Source organism: Rhodopirellula islandica (genome assembly GCF_001027925.1).
GTDB lineage: Bacteria > Planctomycetota > Planctomycetia > Pirellulales > Pirellulaceae > Rhodopirellula > Rhodopirellula islandica.
Map to the genome: position 1 here is coordinate 294,752 of NZ_LECT01000031.1, position 23,996 is coordinate 318,747.

Annotated in this window: 18 protein-coding genes; 12 read left to right on the forward strand and 6 right to left on the reverse strand. The window is 57.8% G+C overall.

Annotation, left to right across the window (positions count from 1 at the left end; all coding sequences use genetic code 11):
* Window positions 1–31 precede the first annotated feature (31 nt).
* On the reverse strand, window positions 32–652 hold the full coding sequence (locus RISK_RS17315) for a DUF937 domain-containing protein (protein ID WP_047815551.1): 621 nt from the start codon (window positions 650–652) through the stop codon (window positions 32–34).
* Window positions 653–766: 114 nt separating this feature from the next.
* Window positions 767–1,606 (reverse strand): purine-nucleoside phosphorylase, encoded by an 840-nt coding sequence (locus RISK_RS17320; RefSeq protein WP_047815552.1) that lies wholly within the window; start codon window positions 1,604–1,606, stop codon window positions 767–769.
* A gap of 103 nt (window positions 1,607–1,709) precedes the next feature.
* On the opposite strand from RISK_RS17320, the gene RISK_RS17325 reads away from it, so the two are divergent.
* The gene (locus tag RISK_RS17325; protein WP_047815553.1) at window positions 1,710–4,172 is read left to right on the forward strand and encodes an ATP-binding protein; all 2,463 of its coding nucleotides are present in this window, start codon (window positions 1,710–1,712) and stop codon (window positions 4,170–4,172) included.
* A 176-nt stretch (window positions 4,173–4,348) separates the two neighbouring features.
* Here the strand turns inward: RISK_RS17325 and RISK_RS17330 are convergent, their stop codons facing one another.
* Both RISK_RS17330 and RISK_RS17335 read right to left on the reverse strand, forming a co-directional pair.
* On the reverse strand, window positions 4,349–5,029 hold the full coding sequence (locus RISK_RS17330; RefSeq protein WP_236696406.1) for a glycine zipper domain-containing protein: 681 nt from the start codon (window positions 5,027–5,029) through the stop codon (window positions 4,349–4,351).
* A 214-nt stretch (window positions 5,030–5,243) separates the two neighbouring features.
* On the reverse strand, window positions 5,244–5,930 hold the full coding sequence (locus RISK_RS17335; RefSeq protein ID WP_047815555.1) for a DUF2293 domain-containing protein: 687 nt from the start codon (window positions 5,928–5,930) through the stop codon (window positions 5,244–5,246).
* Window positions 5,931–6,153: 223 nt separating this feature from the next.
* Here RISK_RS17335 and RISK_RS17340 point away from each other — a divergent pair, with 223 nt between their 5' ends.
* The 7 genes from RISK_RS17340 to purD all read left to right on the forward strand — a co-directional run bounded on the left by RISK_RS17340 (window position 6,154) and on the right by purD (window position 16,429).
* Window positions 6,154–7,791: a sulfatase gene (locus tag RISK_RS17340; RefSeq protein ID WP_083435019.1), complete on the forward strand. Its 1,638-nt coding sequence runs from the start codon at window positions 6,154–6,156 to the stop codon at window positions 7,789–7,791.
* Between the two features lie 11 nt (window positions 7,792–7,802).
* Complete coding sequence (locus tag RISK_RS17345; protein ID WP_047815556.1) at window positions 7,803–8,807, forward strand: AAA family ATPase; 1,005 nt, start codon at window positions 7,803–7,805, stop codon at window positions 8,805–8,807.
* A 73-nt stretch (window positions 8,808–8,880) separates the two neighbouring features.
* Window positions 8,881–9,600, forward strand: coding sequence for a zinc ribbon domain-containing protein (locus RISK_RS17350; RefSeq protein WP_047815557.1), 720 nt, complete (start codon window positions 8,881–8,883; stop codon window positions 9,598–9,600).
* Window positions 9,600–10,253, forward strand: coding sequence for a dephospho-CoA kinase (coaE, locus tag RISK_RS17355; protein ID WP_047815558.1), 654 nt, complete (start codon window positions 9,600–9,602; stop codon window positions 10,251–10,253). Before RISK_RS17350 ends, coaE begins: the two co-directional genes overlap by 1 nt.
* Window positions 10,254–10,867: 614 nt before the next feature.
* Window positions 10,868–14,401: a hypothetical protein gene (locus RISK_RS17360; protein WP_047815621.1), complete on the forward strand. Its 3,534-nt coding sequence runs from the start codon at window positions 10,868–10,870 to the stop codon at window positions 14,399–14,401.
* Window positions 14,402–14,430: 29 nt separating this feature from the next.
* On the forward strand, window positions 14,431–15,123 hold the full coding sequence (locus tag RISK_RS17365; RefSeq protein WP_047815559.1) for a 3-keto-disaccharide hydrolase: 693 nt from the start codon (window positions 14,431–14,433) through the stop codon (window positions 15,121–15,123).
* The gene (purD, locus tag RISK_RS17370) at window positions 15,116–16,429 is read left to right on the forward strand and encodes a phosphoribosylamine--glycine ligase (protein WP_047815560.1); all 1,314 of its coding nucleotides are present in this window, start codon (window positions 15,116–15,118) and stop codon (window positions 16,427–16,429) included. Before RISK_RS17365 ends, purD begins: the two co-directional genes overlap by 8 nt.
* Before the next feature lie 131 nt (window positions 16,430–16,560).
* Here purD and RISK_RS17375 read toward each other — a convergent pair whose 3' ends face one another.
* Window positions 16,561–17,145, reverse strand: a complete 585-nt coding sequence (locus tag RISK_RS17375) for a hypothetical protein (RefSeq protein WP_047815622.1) — start codon at window positions 17,143–17,145, stop codon at window positions 16,561–16,563.
* Window positions 17,146–17,270: 125 nt separating this feature from the next.
* Entirely contained in the window at window positions 17,271–18,305 is a 1,035-nt protein-coding gene (locus RISK_RS17380) for a peptidylprolyl isomerase (RefSeq protein WP_236696396.1), read from the reverse strand.
* A 348-nt stretch (window positions 18,306–18,653) separates the two neighbouring features.
* Here RISK_RS17380 and nadC point away from each other — a divergent pair, with 348 nt between their 5' ends.
* The 4 genes from nadC to RISK_RS17405 all read left to right on the forward strand — a co-directional run bounded on the left by nadC (window position 18,654) and on the right by RISK_RS17405 (window position 23,978).
* Window positions 18,654–19,589, forward strand: coding sequence for a carboxylating nicotinate-nucleotide diphosphorylase (gene nadC, locus RISK_RS17390; RefSeq protein WP_047815562.1), 936 nt, complete (start codon window positions 18,654–18,656; stop codon window positions 19,587–19,589).
* Window positions 19,590–19,646: 57 nt separating this feature from the next.
* The gene (locus RISK_RS17395; protein WP_047815563.1) at window positions 19,647–21,155 is read left to right on the forward strand and encodes an undecaprenyl-phosphate glucose phosphotransferase; all 1,509 of its coding nucleotides are present in this window, start codon (window positions 19,647–19,649) and stop codon (window positions 21,153–21,155) included.
* A 24-nt stretch (window positions 21,156–21,179) separates the two neighbouring features.
* On the forward strand, window positions 21,180–21,755 hold the full coding sequence (locus RISK_RS17400; RefSeq protein ID WP_047815564.1) for an NYN domain-containing protein: 576 nt from the start codon (window positions 21,180–21,182) through the stop codon (window positions 21,753–21,755).
* 153 nt (window positions 21,756–21,908) lie between these two features.
* Window positions 21,909–23,978 carry a prolyl oligopeptidase family serine peptidase gene (locus RISK_RS17405; RefSeq protein WP_236696397.1) on the forward strand — a complete coding sequence of 690 codons (2,070 nt, stop codon included), beginning with the start codon at window positions 21,909–21,911 and terminating at the stop codon, window positions 23,976–23,978.
* Window positions 23,979–23,996: the final 18 nt, after the last annotated feature.

Consider the following 23,996-nt stretch of genomic DNA (forward strand, 5'->3'; position numbering starts at 1 on the left):
CGGATGAGACAGAAATGGAACGTGTCCTTCCTCACTTGCGACCGAACAACCGCCCCATGCCGAACTGGACGACATCCATCATGTCAAAGTCGCCGTCGCCGTCTTGGTCAAACATCCGGCCCAACATGCTTCCACCATCGGCCGATTGCTGAACCGACGCCTTTTCTTGCCGAAGCATGTCACCCAGGCCATCGGGCGACAAACCTTTGGACTTTCGCTGCTGTCCTAGCACGCCCATCAGGACCGGCGCCAACATCATCATCAACTTGGTGGATTGTCCCATCGAAAGTCCGCTCGCGGCGCTCACACCATGTTCGACGCGTTCTTTCTTGTTGCCCAGGATGTGATCCAAGATCGCGCCGCCAGCGGTGGTCTTGGACGTCACGCCCGAATTTTGCGTTGCATCATCGGATCCAAACAATCCGCCTAAATGATCCAGCACCGAACCGTCATGATCACGCTCCAACGCGTGATGCAGTTGAGCCGTTTGAGTGGGATCGTCGGCTTGACGCGTCACCGCGCCCAGCAAGGTTGGCAACGCGGCACTGACCGCATTGCGAACCGCAGACTCATCCGCACCCAGCGATCGACTCAGGCTTGAGATTCGCTCGGGTGTCATTTGTCGACCGACTTGTTCCAACAACTCAGACATAGATCAATCCTCGAGACGGGCTTTCAGAAAAGAATGGGGGGGTGCCTGAACGATTGTATCTTTCGCCACACCACCTTGGCACCCGTCACGATCACCCCATCGCGACTGAATCGATCAAGCGATCCGAACTTCGCCGCACTCTTCGACGATGCCTCGAACGATGGTTCGCAACTTCGGTTCGGCGGCATTTGCTGTCGCAATGATCTCAGACACATCAGCCGGTTTCAGAGCGTCCGGTAAACACATGTCGGTGATCACACTCAATCCAACCACTTTCATTCCGGCGTGCACGGCGACGATCGTTTCCGGAACGGTACTCATTCCAACCACATCGGCACCGATCTGACGGAGGTAGCGATATTCAGCGCGTGTTTCCAAGCATGGTCCCGCCACGGCCACAAAAACACCTTTGTGAGGATAGATATCATTGCGTCGAGCGATGGCCAACGTGCGGTCGATCCAAGTTTGGTCGTAGGGTTCGCACATATCGGGAAAACGTGGCCCCAAGCGGTCGTCGTTGATCCCGATCAAGGGATTGCCGCCCATCAAGTTGATCTGGTCCTCGATCACCATGATGTCGCCGTTGTTGAAATAGGGGTTCATCCCCCCGCAGGCATTGCTGACGACCAGCAACTCGGCTCCCATCGCCTTGAAGACACGCACCGGCAACGTGATGTCCTTCAAGTCATAACCTTCATAGAAGTGGAAACGACCCTCCATCGCCAACACAGGCACGCCGCCCATCCGGCCGATAATCAAGCGTCCCGCGTGGCTGGTTGCGGTCGACTTCAGAAAGTGCGGCACCTCCGAGTAATCCAGCGAGGCTTCGACTTCGATGTCCTCGACCAAACCTCCCAGTCCGGTCCCCAGGATGATGCCAACGCGCGGTGTGTCGCGGGTGTGACGACGGATTTCTGTGCAGGCTTCTTCAATTTTGTCGTGCAGATCGAGCATGGATCAGGTTGAGTTGGAGTGCCACCGATGATTGAAACTGCCGAACGTTGTATGTTACCAACCGCTTGGAATCCACTCGTCTGCTCGCAACATGATTCGTCGCATGCCTTCATCTTCTCCCTCTCAAACATCCGCCACACCGTCTCCCGACGTGTTTGAAAAGCTGGCCACGTTCTATTTGGGACGCGAGTACGATCTCGCAAACGGCAAAGCACTCGACAATTTGCTGCTCTACGATGCGAAGGACCTGTGCACGCATGCGATGTGCGTGGGCATGACCGGCAGCGGAAAAACCGGGTTGTGCCTGTCGTTGTTGGAAGAAGCCGCGATCGACGGCATCCCGGCGATTTGCATCGACCCCAAAGGGGATTTGGCGAACCTGATGCTCGCCTTCCCCGACATGAAACCTGATGATTTCCTGCCGTGGTTGGAACAAGGCGAAGCGTCTCGCAAAGGCATGACGCTGGAGGAGTACGCTGCGAAAACGGCAGAGACGTGGAAAAACGGCTTGGCCTCCTGGGGGCAATCCACCGACCGCGTCGCCCGATTCAAAGCCGCCGCCGACGTCGCGATCTACACCCCCGGCAGCAACACCGGGATTCCACTGACCGTCCTGAAGAGCTTTGACGCGCCACCCCCGGAGGTCCTCTCCGACACCGACGCGATGCGAGAACGTGTCACGGGTGCTGCCTCGGGATTGCTGACGCTGCTGGGAATGGAAGCCGACCCGCTGCTTTCCCGCGAACACATTTTGATCAGCTCGATCTTGGAGCATTGTTGGCGGGACGGACGCGGTGTCACGATTGGTGATTTGATCGGCTTGATCTCCGCACCGCCAATCACCCGAGTCGGTGTGCTCGACCTCGACACCTTCATGCCGCCCAGCGAACGAGCCAAGCTGGCGATGACGCTCAACAATCTGTTGGCCTCGCCCGCGTTCTCGTCGTGGCTGGAAGGGGAATCGCTTTCGATCCCCGACCTGCTGTACACCAAAGAGGGCAAACCCAAACTCTCGATCCTGTCGATCGCACACCTCGGCGATCAAGAACGCATGTTCTTCGTCACGATCTTGCTCAACGAAATCGTCTCCTGGATGCGAACGCAAAGCGGCACCAGTTCACTGCGAGCGATGCTGTACATGGACGAGGTTGCCGGTTACTTCCCACCGGTCGCCAACCCGCCCTCCAAACCGCCGATGCTGACCTTGCTCAAACAAGCCCGGGCGTTTGGACTGGGCGTCACACTTGCGACTCAGAACCCAGTCGACCTGGACTACAAAGGCTTGTCCAACATCGGCACCTGGTTCCTCGGCCGATTGCAGACCGAACGCGACAAAGCTCGGGTGCTGGATGGGCTGGAAGGCGCCGCCGCTCAATCCGGCAAACCGTTCAACAAGGCTGAGATGGAACAATTGCTCGCGTCACTGGGCAGCCGCGTGTTCCTGATGAACAACGTTCATGACGATGGCCCGACCGTGTTCCAAACCCGCTGGGCGATGTCGTTCCTGGCCGGCCCTTTGGCTCGCGACCAAATCGCCATGTTGATGGCGGACCGCAAAGCGGAACTCGCGGCTGAACAAGCTGGCGAACACGAATCCGTTTCCAACGAAGTCTCCTCGCCCAGCCGCCCGGTCTTGCCAACCGGAATCGGCGAAGCGTTCCTGGTTCCGACCCGGTACCCCAGCGGCGAGGGTCGCCGTGTTTACCGAGCGGCGCTACTGGGGGAAGGCTCCATGCACTTCGTCCGCAGCAGCGCCGGGGTGGACGAATGGGTCGACGCCCGCCGAGTCTTGCGATGCGGCCAGGGAGTTCCAGAGGACGTTTGGGAATCCAGCGAACCTTTGGATGTCGATGCCGAATGGGTGTCCGATCCAGAAGAAGGTTTCGACTTCACCGATTTGCCCGACGACCTTCGGGGAGCCAGCAAGCTGAAGTCGATTCAAAAGCGATTGAAAGACTATCTCTACCGACATCATCCCATGGAGCTTTTCAAAAGCCCCGCCCTGGGTGAGTACGCCCCCGCAGGGGCCAATGAAGTCGAAGCACGACTGCACTTCCAACAAGCCGCTCGTGAAGAACGCGACTTGCAAACGGAAAAACTGCGTGACAAATACGGCTCCAAGATGAAGTCACTCGAAAGCAAAATGCGAACGGCAGAGGAGCGAATTGCCCGTGAAGAAGGGCAATACGAATCCGCCAAGATGTCTTCCATTCTGTCCTTCGGCACCTCGCTGATTGGTGCGTTCATGGGACGCAAGATTGCCAGCCGAACGAACGTTTCCAAGATGTCGACGGCAGCACGCGGCGCGTCACGCGCCGCTCAACAACGCGGCGATGTCAAACGCGCTGAAGCGGCGTTGGAGCAACTGCACATCGACATGCAAGAACTCGAAGACGAACTGCGTCACGAGATCGATCAGCTCGGACAGGAATTCGACATCGAAAACCTGGAGCTCGAAACGGTGACGATCCCACCGCGAAAAAGCGACCTGAAGATCGGCGATCCCGTCATTCTCTGGACGCCTTGGCAAGTTGACTCCACCGGCGACGCCACCGCGTTGTTCTAAGCCCCGCGTTGTTCCTGGTATCGTGTTTGGTTGGGTTCCCGCAACAACCGCTCCTGAAACGAAGTTTGTGGAGAGGTCGAGCGACGCCGTTCAGGCGCACGCGAGGGTGAGGGCCGGGCAGGGATTCGGATTGCATGGCCCTCCCCGGTTAAGAGTCGGCCCGAAACCGCCTCGGATCAGCGGCCGTAGTGGATATGAAATCCGCTGCTGTGACCATGACGAGGTGGTGCACGGTAAACCGGACGAGCCCTGTAAACAGGCGCCGGCTGAACGTACACACGTGGCGCGGGCACATACACTGGCGTTTCGACCACCGCCGGTGCTCGGACGATGACCTGGTCACCGACGGGAGCGTTCTGCATCGCTGAGATCACCACTTCGCTGACGCCTTGTTGGTGCAACGTGATGATGTCTGAAACGACAGGGCGTCGCTGAACACCGCGGGATGCGATTTGATTCAGCACCACACCTTCGCTGACACCGCTGCGGCACATCGCAACAACATCGTTGAACGAAACTGCCCCGGCGGGAACCGGAGCCGGTGTGTAAGCGGGAGTGGTCTGGGCGTAGGTGGATTGCCCGTAGTACTGCTGAGCTCGCAGCTCTTTGTCTTTCGCGTTGCCCAGCACCCCACCAGCGACCGCGCCGACGGCGCCACCGATGGCGGCTCCGGCACCCGCTTCGCCGTTGTTGTCTCCGATGATCGCACCTGCGATCGCACCGGTGATGCCGCCCCAAGTTGCACCGCGTTGGGTATTGGCTTGGGCCATGGCACTGTTGGGGGAGAAGACTCCCGATGCCAACACGGCGGCACCGACAAGAATCAAACGGACGCTAAAGTTGAATTGGGTTTTCATATTCAATGCCACCTCAAACGGGGCAAACGAAGGGAACGCGAACGGAAAGGTTTGCTCGCCTCGGCTGCGACAGAAAACATCCGTCGACCATCTATGCTTTTAGATCGGCAGTCCCTTCAACGACAACGCCAATTTTTTGTATCCACTTCACAACCGCGCGCAATCACCCGTGAAACTGCTCTGTGAAACCGCGTGACGAAACTCTGCCGCGAAACTATCCCCGCAGCGCCTTGGCCAACGGGCAACCGACCATCGCGTTTTCCTCGCCGGAACGATACTTCTGCAGCAGTTCGCGAGATTTCGCGGCCAGCTCGCGACGAACTTCTCGGCGGCGGCCTTTGACACGTTCGATTTTCATGTTGTCGTAAGCCGTTGTTTGATGACGCATCCAAGCGATGACGGCGGATTCGGCTCGCCGCTCGATCGGAATCCGTTCGGTTCGAGCGACGGTGCCGCTGCCGACCGGTGTCGCGTGCTCGGTCACCGCCTTGGCGAGATGCTTGGCAACGGCGGAGTAATCCGGTGCAAATTTTAGAAAATCACAGACGGCTTGGAAGAAATCCTCCACGTACTCGCCCTGCTTCTCGTCTCGCCGCTTTTTCGCGGCCGCCTGTTTCTTCGCGTAGCCGGCCGTTGACCGAGTCGCTTCCATCGATGCCTTGGCATCCGCGATCTGCTTGGAATCCGCCCAGAGCCCCTGCGAAAACTCTCGCCGGCCTTTTTTCTCCTTGACCGTCCAGGTCGGCCCCGCGGCTTTGACGCGGCGAGTCACGCCCGCATCGCCTGGCGGTAACAATTCCCACCCGCTCGGGACTTCGCAGACCTCGCCCGACGGCAACCGAACCGTTCGTTCTTGTGGCCCCAGCGAACCGGTCAATGTTTCAGTGGATCGATCCGCCATCGTTGTCTTTGAATGGGGTGGTGACTGTCCTTCTACGAGCTCAATATCGGCATGCGATCATCCATCCCCCAGCCCAGTCATGGCACCTCGATTTCCGCCAGAATCGTCATAACTTCCCATCAATCGCGGCATCGGCTCCCAACCTGCATTCCTCCACAGGTTGGAACCCGATGCCACTGACAAGGAGCCGAACCACCACCGAGTGCCCGTGGATTGGGCTACAATGACGCTCAGTCCGATCCTCGATCCGGCTCTGCCAATCACTTCTTTGCTTCACTTCTTGTGCCGTCAAATGCTGCGATCTCTTTTCGCTGTCCTCTTGCACCCTCGTGCTTCATCGAACCTGGTGGCCACGACCCTCTGTTTGCTTGCAACGATCACCTCGTTCGCCAACCAGCCAACACTCGCCGCGGACGAACCTGCGCCTCAACCATCACGCCCCAACGTTTTGTTGTTCCTGGTTGATGATTTGGGGTGGGCAGACTTGGGATGCTACGGCAGCACCTATCACGAGACCCCACAAATTGATGCGCTGGCAGAATCGGGAACGCGATTCACCAACGCCTACGCCGCCTGCCCCGTGTGCTCTCCCACGCGAGCGAGCATCATGACGGGACGCCACCCGGTTCGTGTTGACATCACCGACTGGATCCCCGGCATGTCGACCGACCGCGCCCAGAACCCTCGGTTTCAGCACGTCGACGATCGTGAAAACCTGGCCTTGGACGAGGTCACGCTCGCCGAACACTTGCGAGACGCCGCCGACTACCAAACGTTCTTTCTTGGCAAGTGGCATCTGGGCGACGTCGGGCACTTGCCCACCGACCAAGGGTTCCAAGTCAACATCGGCGGCGGCCACAAAGGCTCACCACCAGGCGGTTACTACTCGCCTTGGAAGAACCCGTATCTGAAAGCGAAGCACGACGGAGAATACCTGACGACTCGCTTGACCGACGAAGCCATCTCGCTGGTCGACGCCGCCTCTCGTGAAGACAAACCGTTCTTCATGATGATGAGTTACTACAACGTTCATTCGCCCATCACCCCTGACAAGCGAACGATCGATCACTATCAAGAGAAGCAAGCGAACACGCCGGAACTGCAGGGCGACACACCGACGATTGCGGAACACGATGCGGTCACCCGAGGCCGCCAAGACAACCCGGCTTACGCGTCCATGGTCAAGGCCGTCGACACCAGCGTCGGTCGTATCCTGCAAGCATTGAAGGACCACCAAGTCGATGACAACACCCTGGTCGTGTTCTTTTCCGACAACGGCGGCCTGTCGACACTTCGCAAATTTGGGCCCACTTGCAACTCACCCCTGCGAGCCGGCAAGGGCTGGTTGTACGAGGGCGGCATCCGAGAACCGTTGCTGGTTCGTCTGCCCCAAACGATGGCCGGCAAAACAACGGTCCAGACAAGTTCCCTTGCACCGAAGACCGTCGACTCGATCGCGTGCAGCACCGATTTGTTCCCGACCATTCTCGATGTGGTCGGATTGCCACTTCGTCCCGAATTGCACGCCGACGGCATCAGCTTGCTCCCCGCGATCACTGGCGAGGAAGCCACCAACGCTGGTTCCTCCCCCCGCGAACTGCACTGGCATTACCCGCACTACCATGGTTCGCTGTGGCGTCCCGGTGCCGCGATCCGGCGAGGCAATTACAAATTGATTGAGTTCTACGAAACCGACACCGCAGAACTGTATGATCTATCCGTCGACATGGGCGAAACCACCGATCTGTCGCAAACCGAGCCAGAACGCTTCGCCGAACTGCGTGACGCACTTCGGCAATGGCAAACTGAAATGGGAGCCAAAATGCCCGTTCCCAACCCCAACTTCCACTCTTCGAACTGACACAGAAGCTTATGAGCACCACCGTCGATGCGATGCGAGCCGACGCGGAACTATTTCGCCAGCGATATGTCGCCGTCCGTGAAATGATTGGTCGCGTGATCGTGGGTCACGATGACATTGTCAGTGGGGTTTTGACATCGATGCTCTGCGGTGGTCACTGCTTGCTCGAAGGCGTGCCGGGCCTCGGCAAAACGATGCTGGTCCGGACCTTGGCTGAAGTCCTGGAACTGCAGTTCAATCGCATTCAGTTCACACCTGACCTGATGCCCGCCGACATCCTGGGCACCAACATGGTGGTGGAAGACGAATCCGGTCGCCGCAAATTTGAGTTCCAAAAGGGTCCGGTCTTCACCCAAATCTTGCTGGCGGACGAAATCAACCGAGCGACGCCAAAGACGCAGTCGGCCATGCTGGAAACAATGCAGGAAGGCACCGTGACCGCGGGCGGGCATCGCTACACGCTCGACCAACCTTTCTTTGTGTTGGCCACGCAAAACCCGATCGAGCAAGAAGGCACCTACCCGCTGCCCGAAGCACAGATGGACCGGTTCCTGTTCAAATTGGTGGTCGGTTACAGCAACCGGGACGAACTGGCGACGATAGTGGACCGAACCACACGAGGCGAACGCCCGGAAATCGAAAAGGTCATGGACGGCGAAGAAATCCAACGCTGGCAAAAGTTGGTTCGCGAGGTCATCCTCGCCCCACACGTCCAAGATTACTTGGTCCGACTGACCATGGCGACTCACCCGGATGGGCCTTACAGCGTGCCAATCACCAATGAATACGTGCGTTGGGGCAGCAGCCCGCGTGGTGCCCAAACCCTCGCATTGACGGCCAAAGTGCAGGCTTTATTGGACGGCCGGTTCAATGTTTCCTTCGAAGACATCCGGCGAATGTTCTTGCCCGCGATGCGTCACCGGGTGCTGCTGAACTTCGAAGCCCAAGCCGAGGGCATCGACACAGACCGCGTTTTGCTGGAAATTCTAGAGAAGGTTCCAGAAAAAGGCGATTGATCGGTGCTTGCATCCGTCTCACAATCCCGCCCCCACTTTTCAATTTCATTCTTTAACTTCTGCATTCTGCCTGATGGCTTCGCATTCCTCGACGATTAAATTTTCCAGCGTCCTGTTGCGTACGTTGCACAACACATTGCAACAACGCACCGATTTGGAGGGTCAGCTACGACGCGGCCCGCTTCAAATCAAGGCCGTCCAATCGATGGTCGATGAGGCTCAAGCCCAGGTGAATGCCGCAGCAAAAACGTTGAAAAAGACCCGCATGACCGCGGATGAAAAACAACTGCAACTGCAGTCCCGCGAAGCTCATGTGAAGAACCTGCAGGGCAAACTGAACACGGCAGCCTCCAACAAAGAATTCTCGCTGCTGAAAGATCAAATCGCCGCAGACGAACAAGCCAACAGTGTTCAAAGCGATGAAATCCTGGAAGTCCTCGAACGAATCGACTCCTGTGAGGCGGACCTGAATCGGTCCCAGAAAAAACTCGAACAGGCCCAGGAAGACCAGACCAAACGCTTGAAAGAAATTGAGGCTCGGCTCGAACAAGTTCGTCAAGACCTCGCTCGCATCAATGAACAACTCGCCGTGCACGAAACCGACATTCCCGCGGCAGTGAAAGCGGATTATCGACGACTGGTCGATGCCCGAGGCGACGAGGCATTGGCACCTATCGAACAGGACTCCTGTGGTGGTTGCTACCAAACCTTGACCACGCAAGTCCTCAACCAAGTGATGCTGTCGACCCTGACGCATTGCCCCAATTGCAACGCCTATCTGTACCAGGCTTGATGGGCCCTGAGACCAACAACGATTCGCAATCGGCGTCGCTCACGCCAATCATCGGCGTCATCGGCCCCCCGTGCAGTGGCAAATCAACCGTCGCCCGCCACTTGGAATCCTTGGGTGGCGTGTGGCTGAACGCCGATGAAATTGCAAAAAGCCAACTTCATGAACCTGAGGTCATCGCGGAACTGAGGTCCTTGTTCGGCGACTCAATCCAAACGACCGACGGTTCTCTTTCGCGACAGCGATTGGCGGACCTGGTCTTCGGCGACGACGAAGACTCACTGGCCCGCCTTCGACAACTCGAGGGTGTGCTTCATCCGCGAACGCGGACGATTTTGCAAGCGAGAATTGCCACTGCGAGGACGGAAGGAAAACCGTTTGTGATCCTCGATGTTCCGCTGCTTTTGGAAAGCGGTTACCGGGACACGTGCGACGAAGTGTGGTGTCTGCAAGTCGATCCGGAACGGCACCTTGAGTTGCTCGGGTCTCGCGGTTGGGACCTGGCCGAACTGGAGAGGCGAAGCGCCCGGCAGTGGTCCTGGGAACGCAAACGAGCGGCCAGCACTCGCGTGCTGTCCAACAATGGCACCCCGGATGATCTCCGTCGACTGGTGGAGTCCGAACTGGCGGTCCTTCAACATCGAGACGGAGGGTAGCCACAACCCAGGGTAGTGGACGAGGTCACGAGACCTTGGAAGTGGGTGAGAAACGAGGGACTCGCAGCCTCGTCCACCACCACGGCTCCTCATTCTGGGCGTTGACGCACCACTGGCGTATGCCCTTGGCTCCAGGTGACCTGTTCGCGGCGCCGAGGACTTGCCCAACCCGATTCGCCGGGTTTTCTTTCGCAGTCCGCGTGTTTGAAACGATTCAACCTTCGCTCCCCCGACTGACCCTGGGTCGCCCGACAGGGCAGTCTCTTCGCGTGTCCCAGCACAGCAAAGCGACTGACAACACCGCCACCCTAGAACTGAGAGGCAATTCGCAACATTAACCGCTCTTCCACCGGTCAGTCCAATCGATTCGGGCCCTGAATCTCGTTGGAGTTTGCCAGATCAAACGAATCGCGTCCGATTCAAATTCGGCCGTGATTTGCTAAGCTTCCATCCACCCAAGCCCGCCCTTGGTTCCAGCGTTCTTCGCGTGACAGTTGTCACGTGTGAATCGCAAGGTGCCAATTGCATTCCGTGGTCCTCAGCGTCACCGCTCCGCCATTGTTCCGGCTTGGATTTGCTGTCCCCTCATCCATGTTCGAACCGGAGAACTTGTCATGGCCTTGCTGCGAGAACCCACAGAACTTCAACGCGCCTTGAGCTGGGACCGGATGCTTGCCGCCACTCCGGAACAACGACAACGACTCCAGAACTATCTCTCGTTCCAATTGGCGCTGGCTGGATTGATGCCCCCGGGCGAAGAAGACCAGGAACGTCCCGACGCCGCGTTCCCACGCGAAATGCTGGACAGTTTTCGCGAACGCAACGCGATCCTTCGGCAGCATCAGCCGCCAATTGACCATCGCATCGAATCGTTTTTGGCGACCTACTTCGCGGACGAAGTCGGCAGCGAACCATTGACGCTCCCCAGTCGTTCGTTGAACCTCGACCGTCACGGGATGGCTCGCGAATTGAGTTTGCCACTGGGTGGCAATTGCTTCGAGAATGAACAAGTCAAATCGTACCGCTGCTTCAACGGTGTCTTGAACAACCCACGAGCCGACCGTCGCACCACGGCCGGAACGTTCCACGTGGTGGAAGGCGGATTGCCGATTCCAGGTGACAAACGCGTGGTCCCCAAGAACGTGTTTGTCAATCTGTTCCGCGCCGCGATGCAGCCCCCCGCTGCCGACATGGAGTTGCCCTACACCCACAACTCACCCCACCCCGCTGAATCGTGGGTGTCCTTGATGCTGCGACCGCTGGTTGCCCCGGGCGTTCCCGGCTACAGCGAATCCAAGTCAATGGAAACTCGCTTTTTCGTGCCGGGCAACGATGTCAGCAACCTGGACTTTGTCGAATCGATCTTTGGCAACGCGGGTGATCCGTTGATCGCCGCTTGCGACGCTGGCTTGGACGCCAAGCACTGGAGCGGTCACACCGGGTGTGTGATTTTGGCGACTCACCTGACTCAACTGACGAAAAAAGAACTCGGACTGCCCCACTACGATGATGCAACCGAGCGGCAACGACACGACCGGATGTGCTGGCAATCCGAAACAGAACTCTACAACGACGGAGGTGCGTTCAAGGCCACCTGCCGCAACAGCGATGGCGTGATCGTGACTCTGATCGCAGACAACTACTACGGTTACTGCAAAAAAGAAGTCAAAACCCAACTCAGTTACGCCGCGAACCTGATGGGCAACGCCGAGGAAGAGCACTCGGGCGGAGCCATCGCGTTTGCCTCGTATTCGTTGGGCGATGAATTCCAAGTCAACAGCCGCTTGTACAACGGCCAAACCTTTGCCGACGTCGCGAAACGCTATGGCGATTTCATCGACGTTCAACCGGCGGGCTACGGCATCGACCGCACTCATCCGAGCGTGATCTACATTCCCGAAGACGCCCTGGCAACACTTCGCGAACGCTGCATTCGCTGGACCGATGTGACTGGCAGACAGCAATCCATCCCGTTGTCGCCGGATGAAATCTACATCGCGCCGAGCGGTTACAAAATCCAACTGCAAAAACACCCCTCGGCACCGAGTTGGCGTTTGGTCGGCACGGTCGGCGAAGGTGTCTTCTGCCACAAACCCTGCACGGTCAGTGGCGGCGGCAAGAGCGAAATCAGCAAGAGTCTTCGAGATTACATGCTGTACGGACCGATCTTCGTCAAAGACCACGACGTCGATTTCCAATTGGTCGACGACATCTTCTCCAAAGACTACGGCACACGCTGGTCTGATTCCTACACCGGTCGCACGGACTACACCGAACGCGACAGCCGCAAGGTGCTTGATCCCAATCGCTCGCTGGGCAGCGTGATCAAGTTGCTGACCCCCAGCCCCGAGTACAACGACGACTACAACGCGTGGCTGAAGAGCATTCCCGAGCACGTTTACGCTCTGGCATTGATCATCAAACGCTTCGCTGCACCCGGCATGAGCGCCGATTGGCGAGAGACCTTTGGCGTCGACATCGTCAACGGCTCGCCGGGACACGAACTGAAAATGGGCAGCCGCCCGTTGGTGGGAACTTACCTGCGGGTGGGACTCGAAAACTCGCAGTGGCGGACCTTCAAACTCCGCCAGGACTTCATCGCTTCGTCCAAAGTCCAACGCGAAGATGACATTTCTGCCAGCATCGTTGTTCCCGCGGGCAGCATCGGTGACGTCGGGTCTGCGGTCGCAGAAGCGACCAGCTACAAGTTCGTCGAGAACTGCGAATACCGTTTGTTCCAACGTCCCGACGATGCCATCCATCGTGGCTTGGACAAACAAACCGAAGCGGACTTGGCTGCCCCCGGCAATTTCATCAGCAACTTCGAACCGCTGACCAGCAAGCAAGCACGCGACATCATGCGTGATGCAATCGAGTTCGACAAATTCACTGGCCCGATGGAAGAGTTGCTGCAAACCGCTGCCGAATCCGAAGACGGTTACGTCGTCAGCACCGCCAACCCGCGTTTGGTCGATGGCAAACCGACCAAGAACCCCCGCTACCTGCAGGATCGCCCTGACATGGCGTACCCTCGCGAAACGTACGTGGCGATGCGAGGGATCCAGCTGCATCGCAGACTGGCTGCCGACGAAGCCGTGCTGACACCGGTTGGCGCCGTGCTGTCCGGCCGTCGCAACAATCCACCAGACGCCGAAGCTGGCATCCGCTCGCTGGCGGTTTACTCGCCGCTTCACTACCAGGAACTTCCTGAGTTGGTGATGGACTACGTTTGCTCCCTGACGGGCAAAAGCCCCAGCACGACCGGTGCAGGCAGCGAAGGCGCGTTGACGAAGGGCCCCTTCAACGCCCTGCACCCCGCGATCGATTTGAACGCCGTGATTGTGTCGATGATCCTCACCGACCTGGGTGGCTTCAGCACGCCAGCCGGCCATATCGGCCCCAACCTGGAAGTCGGACACGACATCTCACTGTTGATCCCTGAGGTGTGGTGCCGGATGACCGCCGAAGAACGCGACCCCGGTTGCATGATCGAAGCGGGCATGCTGGAAAAAGTCGAGGACTTTGAGCAAGACGGTCAGAAGATTCCCGCCAGCCGACTCGGCTATCGAATCACCGACAAGTTTGTCCGCACCTACTTGGCTCGCGTTTTCGACAACCCGTCGAAGGTCTTCCCTGAACCGATTTTGCGTCCTGAAAAACAGGACCAAGAATCGTTCGCCGATGGCGTGTTGCAAATCGCGGAAGCACAAGCTCGCGTGGCGCAACATTACCTGAAAGACTCCGGGTACGAGTTGGCTTGCCCGCCGCTGCGTGCTGCCCTGGACATCATGGTGCATGGCAACCACAACGGGAAAACCATCGACCATCCGGACGTCCGTCATCTCTTCACACGCGAATCCTTGATGAGCAGCGAGTGGTATCGCCGTCGCCTGGACGCCAAGCAACAGCGTGACATCGCTCACTGGAAATCGATGCAGCAAAGTTTGCAGACGTTCATCGAAGATCCACTCAACGCCGATGCGACCGAACGACTGAACATGAAGGCTCAGTACGAATATGCCATCCAACAACGCCAATTGGCTGAGTCGGGAGACTATATTGCATCGTTGCAGGGAACTTTGGGCGTCGACCCGATGTCTCCCTCACCCAATGACCCTGTGATGCTGGACCGGTTGGCCAGCGTCTAGCCCGCCATCCCCGCCCGCTGAGTCAACGCATGTTCCGTCCCCGCCTGCTGATCCTATCTGCCGTCGCTGCCTTGTTTTCCGCCCTCTCGGTCACCTCGATCGCGATGGCGGATGACGCCCCCCAGAAACCGACAGCAGATGAAACGGGATTCGTTTCGCTGTTTGACGGCGAATCGCTGGACGGCTGGAAGAAGTCAACCGAGAATCCAGACAGTTGGAAAGTCGTCGATGGGATGCTGGTTTGCGAAGGTGAGCGATGCCACCTTTTCTACACCGGTGAACTGGCTCCCCTGAAGAACTTTCACTTCCAAGCCGACGTGAAATTGATGCCCGGAAGCAACGCCGGCATTTACTTTCACACCAAGTATCAAGCAACGGACTGGCCCAAGCATGGCTACGAATGCCAAGTCAACGTCAGCCACAAAGACCCCAAGAAAACCAGTTCGCTTTACGGGGTCGAGAATGTCGACGCGGAAACGTTGGCAGCCAACGGAATTCGCGACAACGAATGGTACACCCAAGAAATCATCGTTCGCGGCAAACACATTGAACTGAAAGTCAACGGGAAGACCCTGGTGGACTACACCGAACCGAGCGAACAAGAAGCGTTCTCGGATCGCTTCGAACGCCGGTTGGGCGAAGGCACGTTTGCCTTGCAAGCCCACGACCCACAAAGCAAAGCCTACTTCAAGAACCTGCGAGTCAAACCACTCGATGAGTAAATACAACGTGCTGATTGTCGGCTCTGGCGGACGTGAACATGCCCTGGCATGGAAAGTCAAACAGAGCCGTCACGTGCAAACCGTTTTCGTTGCCCCCGGCAACGCTGGCACCGGAATGGATGCGACCAACGTCGACTTGGATCCCGCCGATCACGACGCCGTGATCCAATTCGCGAAAGAAAACCACGTCGGTTTGGTCATTGTCGGTCCCGAGGCTCCTTTGGTTGCTGGCTTGGTCGATGCGTTGACCGACGCGGGACTGCGGGCGTTTGGCCCCAGCAAAGCGGCAGCGGAACTGGAAGGCAGCAAAGTCTTCTGCAAAAACCTGCTGCGGTCCGCCGACATTCCCACCGCGGACTACCGAACGTTCCGAAACGCCGACGACGCGTCGCGTTACATCAAGGATCGATTCAGCGAACCGACCGATCCTGTGAACGTCGTCGTCAAAGCCGATGGCTTGGCCGCCGGCAAAGGCGTCGTCGTTTGCGACACTCGCAGCGAAGCCCTGGAAGCGATTGATCGCATCGCGGCTCGCAAAGAGTTTGGTGCCGCCGGCAAAGAACTGATCATCGAAGAACGACTGACCGGTCCGGAGGTCAGCGTGCTGGCCATCACCGATGGCGAAACGATCGTCACCTTGCCACCGGCTCAAGACCACAAACCAGCCAACGATGGCGACACCGGTCCCAACACCGGTGGCATGGGAGCCTACTGTCCCGCGCCGGTTCTGGACGAAGAAACACTGGCCAAAGTGGAATCCAGCATCTTGGTCCCGATCGTGCACGCGATGAAGCGTTCACGCCGGCCATTCAAAGGCGTGTTGTACGCCGGATTGATGCTGACACCCGCCGGTCCCAAGGTCCTGGAATTCAACGTTCGCTTCGGCGACCCCGAATGCCAACCGTTGTTGATGCGATTGAAAACGGACCTCGTCGATGTCATGCAGGCCGTGGTGGATGGCAAACTCGAAGAAACCGGTCCCCTGGAATTTGATCCACGGCCTGCCATCTGCGTCGTCATGGCCAGCGAAGGCTACCCGGCAGACTATGAGAAAGGCCACGCGATCACGGGGATCGAAGCCGCCGATCAAATGAAAGATGTCAAGGTCTTCCATGCCGGCACTCAACGCGTCGATGGCGAAGTCGTCAACACGGGCGGACGTGTTTTGGGCGTGACCGCAATGGGCGATTCCATCAGCGCCGCCAAACTGCAGGCCTACAAAGCCGTGCGAGAAATACGCTGGCAGGGTGCCTGGTGTCGCAAAGACATCAGTGACAAGGCCCTGGTCACCGCCGAAAAAGCATAGCGTTTCGTCAACATCGAGACTGAGGGTAGTGGACGAGGTCACGAGTCCGTTCAAGTGAGTGAGAAACGAGGGACTCGTAACCTCGTCCACTACGACAAGTCCCTGGCTCCGGCAGCAGAGTTTCCCAACAATCAGTGGTTGAGCAGGCCAGGCGTGTCTTTCTGGGTGACGCGGCGAAAGATGTCCTGCAACAGGATTTGTTCCAGCGTCGTGTCTCGGCCCAAGGGAATCCAACCAAGCGTTTGCGGGTTGTCATCGAAGTCATCCACACGACTGGTTCGAGAACCGTCGTGTCGTTGGCCTGCGGTGGTTTCGGTGGCGTACTGCGTCCGATCCGTGTCTTCCAAGTCCTTTTGGACAATGATCTCGACCGCGTACCCATTGGAGTGCGGCCGAACATGCACAATCGCTCGACGGCGAATGGACTGCAGCGTGCTTTGCAAACGTTCAAAGCCAGGGGAACTGTCTTTTCGCCAGGGTTCCAAGATGGAACCGCCGACTCGGTAGCTGGTCTCGAGCCTGCCCTCCAGCACCGCACCGGGCTGATTGACCACCGGTTGCTCTCGAGAAATCCGAAAGACATCGTCGACTGAATCAACGACTTGCGACCAGAGAAAATCAGCCGGAACGGGCGGCAGATCCAGCGGATTGGGAACGTACTGAGACGGAAAATCGGTTCCGAGCCGATACGCGAGTTGACCGCATCCGGCCGACATCAATGCCAATCCACAAATGGCCATCCACCGCACCCCAAAACCGGAATGTCGAGGCGAGGTTCGGTTTCGAGAGACGTGCTGACTCCGAAGGGGGCGATGCCGTGCTGCGCAATCGGTCATGCCGTCTACCTTTGCATCGCCGGTCGAGCGGAAACCTGAGTCAACGGTTTTGCTCCAGGGAAGTCGTCGGGGTAATACGACCAAACCGGAACACGTTGCCGAACTTCCACCATCACGCTTTGTTGGGCTTCGAGGACCTTCTGTTGACGAAGTATCTTTGAAATTTTGTCTTGCAGTTCCCCGACGGGTGACACACCGGCGTCCTCGCGTTCCAAGACTCGAATGATGTGGAACGCGTCGGTGTCTTCGATGATTTCACTCATCTTGCCAGTTGGCAACGAAAAGATTTGCTGGTCGAGAATCGTCGATGCCAAGGAACCTTGATTGGTCCAGTCGTGCAGACCGCCTGAACTCGCAAACGGCTCTTCACTCTTCGCTTTCGCGACCGCTTGCATGCTGCCCCCGTACAAGGCTTCGCGGCCCATTTCAGAGACCGCTTTCATCGCGGCTTCGCGCGTTGGATGATTGCTGAACATGACCGTCAACTGCTCCCAACGAGCACGTGCCTTGTGTTCGTAATCCGAACGATGCTCTTGGTAGTACAGGACGATTTCTGCCAGCGAGATCGACGGGTCTTTGTTGACTTTGCCGCGGATGTACAAGTGCCCGAGCATTTGATCCATGAATTCTCGTTGGCGAAGAGCGAGCGACGAACCTTCCTTGCGAAGAAGCTCATCCAGCTCGGCAGTGGAATCCACTCCCGCCTTCTTTTTCAGGCCGGGCAACTCCGTTTCGAAGAACATCTGACGAGCCTTGGCGGCCATCGTCGCTTCCGCTTCCCGACGTTTGTCCGCTGCCTGGGTGCCGACTTGATCGAGCAAGAATGCTTCGCGAAGCATCCGGGTTTGAATGGTTTGAGCCAGCAGGCTGCGCGTCATCCGCAACTTCACGTAGTGCAGTTCAGCCTCCGGCACTTCGGTTTTGGCCTGGGCGAGCATCCGAGTGAGTTCCGAATCGACCTTGGGTTTCAATTCACCCAGCAGAATCCGTCCCTGTCCAACCACCGCCAACACGGTGGCCGGGTCGGTTGGAAGAGGCATGCTCTTCGCTGCTTCCACTTCTGCTCGGGAGGGCAACTGCGCATGCGCAGGCGGCAAAGCCATGACGGTCACCCCAATCACCAACGCAACCCAAGCGAAACAACGAGGGACGACGAGATGGCAGGGCGAAGGCATGGTGACCCCAATTCGCAACGGAAACAAATGAACAAGGTCGGCTTGTAAAGAAACCGAACCCACGTTGGCAACCGCGATTTGGTGACAATCAAGGGATGAGCCACGGTTTTCCAATCCCAAACCCCTGGTGACGCATTGCTGGCACCGCCGCCAGCCGAAACAATGCGGGAAACGCTTTCCGTGAAACTGCTCCGCTTCGATTGAATCAACGCCATGGATTATCGCCCCGTTCAACTCGACGACGCCCTGGAAAATGACCTGCGGCAATTGGTGCGTCTCTCAATCGCAGAAGACTTGGACATCGCCGTTGACTGGACCACCGTGGCGATGATCGCTCCCGAACGCCGCGGAGCATGCCAAATCGTCCCACGTTGCACCGGGATCGCCGCCGGAATCGCGTTGGCCCCGTGGATCGTCGATGAATTCGATGCCGACCTGAAAGTGGACGTTTTGATCGAGGAAGGCGCCCCGCTTGTTCCCGGCCAGCCGATCGTGCGTTTGTCCGGGTCCGCTCGAGATTTGCTGACCAGCGAACGAGTGCTGCTCAACATCCTTTCGCGTTTGTGCGGCGTGGCGACGCTGACGGGACAGTACGTTGACGCGATTGGCGAACACCCCGCCCGTCTGTATGACACTCGCAAGACCACCCCCGGTTGGCGTCGGTTGGAAAAGTACGCCGTTCGCTGTGGAGGCGGCCACAATCATCGAACGGGGCTCTACGACGGATTCCTCATCAAAGACAACCACCTCGCACTCGGACGCAGCGAGCACGATCCGTCATCGACGTTGACCGCTGGCGAAGCCGCCACCCGGGCCGTGGCGATGCGAGGAGCCAGCGTCAATCAGCTGGTGGCACCGTCGATGATCGAAATCGAAGTCGACACCCTGGAGCAGTTCGAGCAAGTCGCCCTGACCGGCATCGATATCGTGCTGCTGGACAACTTTTCGCTGGATGACCTGCGTCGCGCCGTGGCACGGCGAGATGAACTGGGGGTGGCGGTTGAGCTGGAAGCGTCGGGCAACGTCACGATCGATACGATCGGCAAGGTCGCTGCGACTGGTGTGGACCGGATCAGCAGTGGAGCTTTGACCCATCAAGCCACTTGGTTGGACCTGGGAATGGACTGGCTGGACGGGTTCGCAACCTAGTGTTGGGGAAATCAGGCCGTTGGTAGCGGTCATTCACTTCCTCTTTGTACACCGACCATGCCGTCACCTCACTCGGACGCCTCTTCCGCATCGTCGAACTCTGCGAATTCAGCTCAATCCGTTTCGATTTTGGGCAGTCGTCATTGGTACGACTTTGTTCAACCATGCCTGGATTCCGCCTCGATTTTGGCTTCCTTGGTGCTGGTCAAGTTCGCTGCACGAGGCCATGTCGACGACGCCTCGTTCGCAATGGGGTTGATTGCCGTGATCGTGTTTTTCCTGAGCAGCCAGCTCACGGGACTGCAACGAGGTGACCGTCGTGGTTGCACGGACAGCGAAATCATTCGCGTTCTGGCGACCTGGACGCTGACGATCTTGGTCCTGAGTGTCCTCGCCTTCGCAACCCGCTACGGCCCATACTTCTCCCGCTCTGTGATTCTGTCCTGGTGCGTGCTTTGCCCCGCGATGATTGGGCTGACTCGAATGTGCTTGCGAATCGTGCAAGTTGGCTTGCTGCACCGCGGTGTCGGCACGCGGCGTGTCGCCATTGCAGGCTGCAACACACTCGGACACCAAACTCAAACCAACATTGAATCGGACTCGTCACTCGGTCTGCAATTCGCCGGTTTCTATGACGATCGCAATTTGTCTCGGGACGCCAATGCTGCGGATGAAACTGTTTCCGTTGACAACAGCTCAAAGCAAGCCTCCACGGCGACGGTCGCCGCGAGCACCTTGCAGGGCGACCTCAACGACTTGATCGCAGCGGCGCGATCGGGCGAGGTCGAAACCGTGTTGGTGACACTTCCGATGCGAGCTGAAAAACGGATTCGTTTTCTCTTGGATGAGCTGAGCGATTCGACGGCGTCGGTCTACATTGTCCCGGACTTCTTCGTGTTCGAACTGCTGCATGCTCGCTGGACACAAGTCGGTGGTTTACCAGCCGTCAGCGTCACCGAATCACCGATGTTCGGCATCGATGGGGTCGCAAAACGCGCGGCGGATCTGATCCTCGCAACCGCCGGTTTACTCGCCATTTCGGTTCCCATGTTGATCATCGCCGCGGCCGTCAAGCTGACTTCGCCCGGTCCGGTGTTTTTTCGTCAGCGTCGATACGGGCTGGACGGCCAAGAAATTCGAGTCTGGAAGTTCCGCTCCATGACGACCTGCGACGATGGAGCGGTCGTCAAACAAGCCACCGCCAACGATTCGCGAATCACTCCCCTGGGAGCAATCCTTCGGAAAACCAGCTTGGATGAGCTGCCACAATTGTTCAACGTGATCGAAGGGTCGATGTCCTTGGTCGGTCCGCGGCCTCACGCCTCCGCCCACAACGAACAATATCGCGGTTTGATCCGTGGTTATATGATGCGGCACAAGGTCAAACCGGGAATCACCGGCTTGGCTCAAGTCAACGGCTGCCGCGGCGAAACAGAAACGGTCGACAAAATGGAACAACGGATTCATTTCGATCACCAATACATTCGCTCTTGGTCGCTGTTGCTCGACATCCGCATTCTGTTCCGGACACTGCTCGTCGTTTGGAAACAACCTGAAGCCTACTGATTCAACCCCTCGCATCGATGTCACATGTTCCCTTTGCTGCTCATCGATGGATACAACGTGATCGGGCCAGTGGCCCCTCCGTCACGTGGTGCGTCGGCGAATTGGTTGCATGACGAACGTCAACTGTTGCTGAACCGACTTTCGGAACATCTGACCGATCCCATCCGCAGTCGAACATGTGTGGTCTTCGACGCACGCAACCCGCCACACGGCGTGAACGATCGGATGTCATTTGCCGACATGGACGTTCGTTTCGCCGTCGGCTACCCCGAAGCCGATGATTTGATCGAAGAGATCATCTTCGCGCACCCCACGCCAAAGTCACTGACCGTGATCTCGTCGGATCACCGATTGCAGGCGGCCGCCAAACGCAAAAAAGCGTTGCCACTCGATTCCGAGGAATGGCTGGACGCTTTGCTGGAAGGGGAAATCCGCATGGTCAAAATCCCCAAGGCGACATCGAAACGCAAGTCGAAAAAGAAGCCCAGCAACCCATCGAGTGAACGACCGGACGCCGCGCCGCCGAGCGGCCCCAACTTGGATGCGATGCTCGACACCGATGAACTTCAGAAGTGGCTGGAGCAGTACGGTTCTGACTGAGAGCGAGGCGGACGCGACTTCCGTCTCTTTCACTCTGTGTATGCTGTTGGCTTTTGTGAACCGAAAACACTTTCTGATTTTGCACTCTTGGCGGATTTGGCTCGAATGATTCTGTCGTTGACTCGTGGACTTGCTGCGTGCGGATGCCTCGCGATGGCATCCGTCTCCCCTTTGCTAGCCGATGGACCGGCTGACAACCAAGCTGAAAACGTGCGTCCGATCCCACCACCCGGAATCGACCTCGACACCGATCCACTGGACTCGCTGCGATCCAAGGCAACCTTGGTTCGTGACCGTTGGCAACAACTGGTCGAGGCCGCAGCCTCCCCCAAACCAAACACCACCGAAATGGCCCGGTTGCTGGACCTCGAACCCGAGGTCTTGGTGTTTCCACGGGCGGTCGAGATGTCCATCGAGCAATCGATTTTCTACTCACCGAAAGCATTGGCCGACGCGGAGCGATTGCTAAACATGGCCAACGATCGCATTGATCGAATCGCGGCCGGTGCCTCCTGGGCCGAGGTGGTGGGACTGGAAACGAGCAACAAAAACCAACTGATTGCAGGTGGCTATCGATCCAAGATCGACGATTCGTTTCAACCCTACGGTGTCGTCGTCCCAGCGAACGTGAATGCCGTTGACGCGCTGCCCATCCGCTTGGACATCTGGTTGCACGGGCGAGGCGAAAAGTCGTCTGAGTTGGCGTTCTTGAGCAAACACAGCAACGATCCGGATCGCTACCGGGCCGGCAATGAACCGATGCCCGAGTCCGCGATCGTGGCCCATCCCTATGGTCGCTACAGCAACGCGTTTAAGTTTGCGGGAGAGATCGATGTCCTCGAGCTTCGCGATTATTTGCAACGCCGCGTTGCCATCGATGATCGACGCATCGCGATCCGAGGGTTTTCGATGGGTGGCGCGGGATGCTGGCAATTCGCGACGCACTATGCGGATCAGTTTTTTGCGGCCACGCCCGGCGCTGGTTTTTCAGAGACGCCATGGTTCCTAAAAGTGTTCCAAGGCGAAGACGCGGCCGGGACCGCTCCCTCCCATCAAAAAATGTTGTGGCAGCTTTACGACTGCCCGCCCTGGGCGAGCAACCTGCGGAATTTGCCAACGATCGCGTACAGCGGCGAAATCGACCGCCAGAAACAAGCCGCTGACGTGATGGAATCAGCGTTGTCAGAACAAGGAATCGACTTGGTGCATTTGATCGGTCCACAAACCGCTCACGAGATCCATCCCGATGCTCAACAAGAAATTGCCAGACGGCTGGATTTGATCGAACGACAGGTTGCACCTGGTGTCCCCCGCAACGTCCACCTGACAACGCTGACCTTGCGTTACTCGCGGATGCACTGGATCGAAGTCACTGGAATGGAGCAGCACTGGACGCCAGCAACGATCGATGCATCCGTGCTGACCAAACCCGCTGGTGACGACGATCAGATCATGATCGAGTGCGAAAAGGTGACTCGATTGCGAGTGAACTTTGATGCCGGCCAATGGCCGGGAAAACCATCTGGACGCATTGGCGTGATGATCAATGGCAACCAAGTCGTTGATACCAACACCGGTCCAATGGTGGGATCGGATCGATCGCTCGCGGCTGAGTTCATGTTCGACGGAACGTGGAAGGTTGCCACCGATGATTCCGCATCGATTCGCAAACGACCTGGTTTGCAGGGTCCCATCGACGATGCCTTGATGGATCGATTTGTGTTTGTGCTGCCATCAGGAACCTCTGAAGATCCCGTCGTCGAGCAATGGATCCAGGATGAATCCAAGCACGCGATGGACCATTGGCGACTGCACTTCCGCGGCGACGTGCGTGTCGTCCAAGACACCGATGTGAACGCAGAGATGATGGCGGATCAAAACGTGATTTTGTTTGGTGATGCCAGCAGCAACCAAGTGATCGCCAAACTGTTGCCTCAACTGCCGCTGCAGTGGACCAAGGACAGAATCAGCATCGGCACCAATCAGGTCAGCCGTGCTGGACATGTGCCAGTGATGATCTATCCCAACACAGAAAGCCCGAATCACTACGTCGTGATCAACAGCGGATTCACGTTTCGCGAGTACGACTATTTGAACAATGCTCGCCAGACCCCCAAGCTACCCGACTGGGCGTTCTTGGATGTCAGCGAAGGTTCCACGTCCCGCGACCCTGGCAAGGTGATCGCGGCGGGCTTCTTCGATGAATCATGGCAACCGAAGTGACGCGCTGCAGTGTGAGGG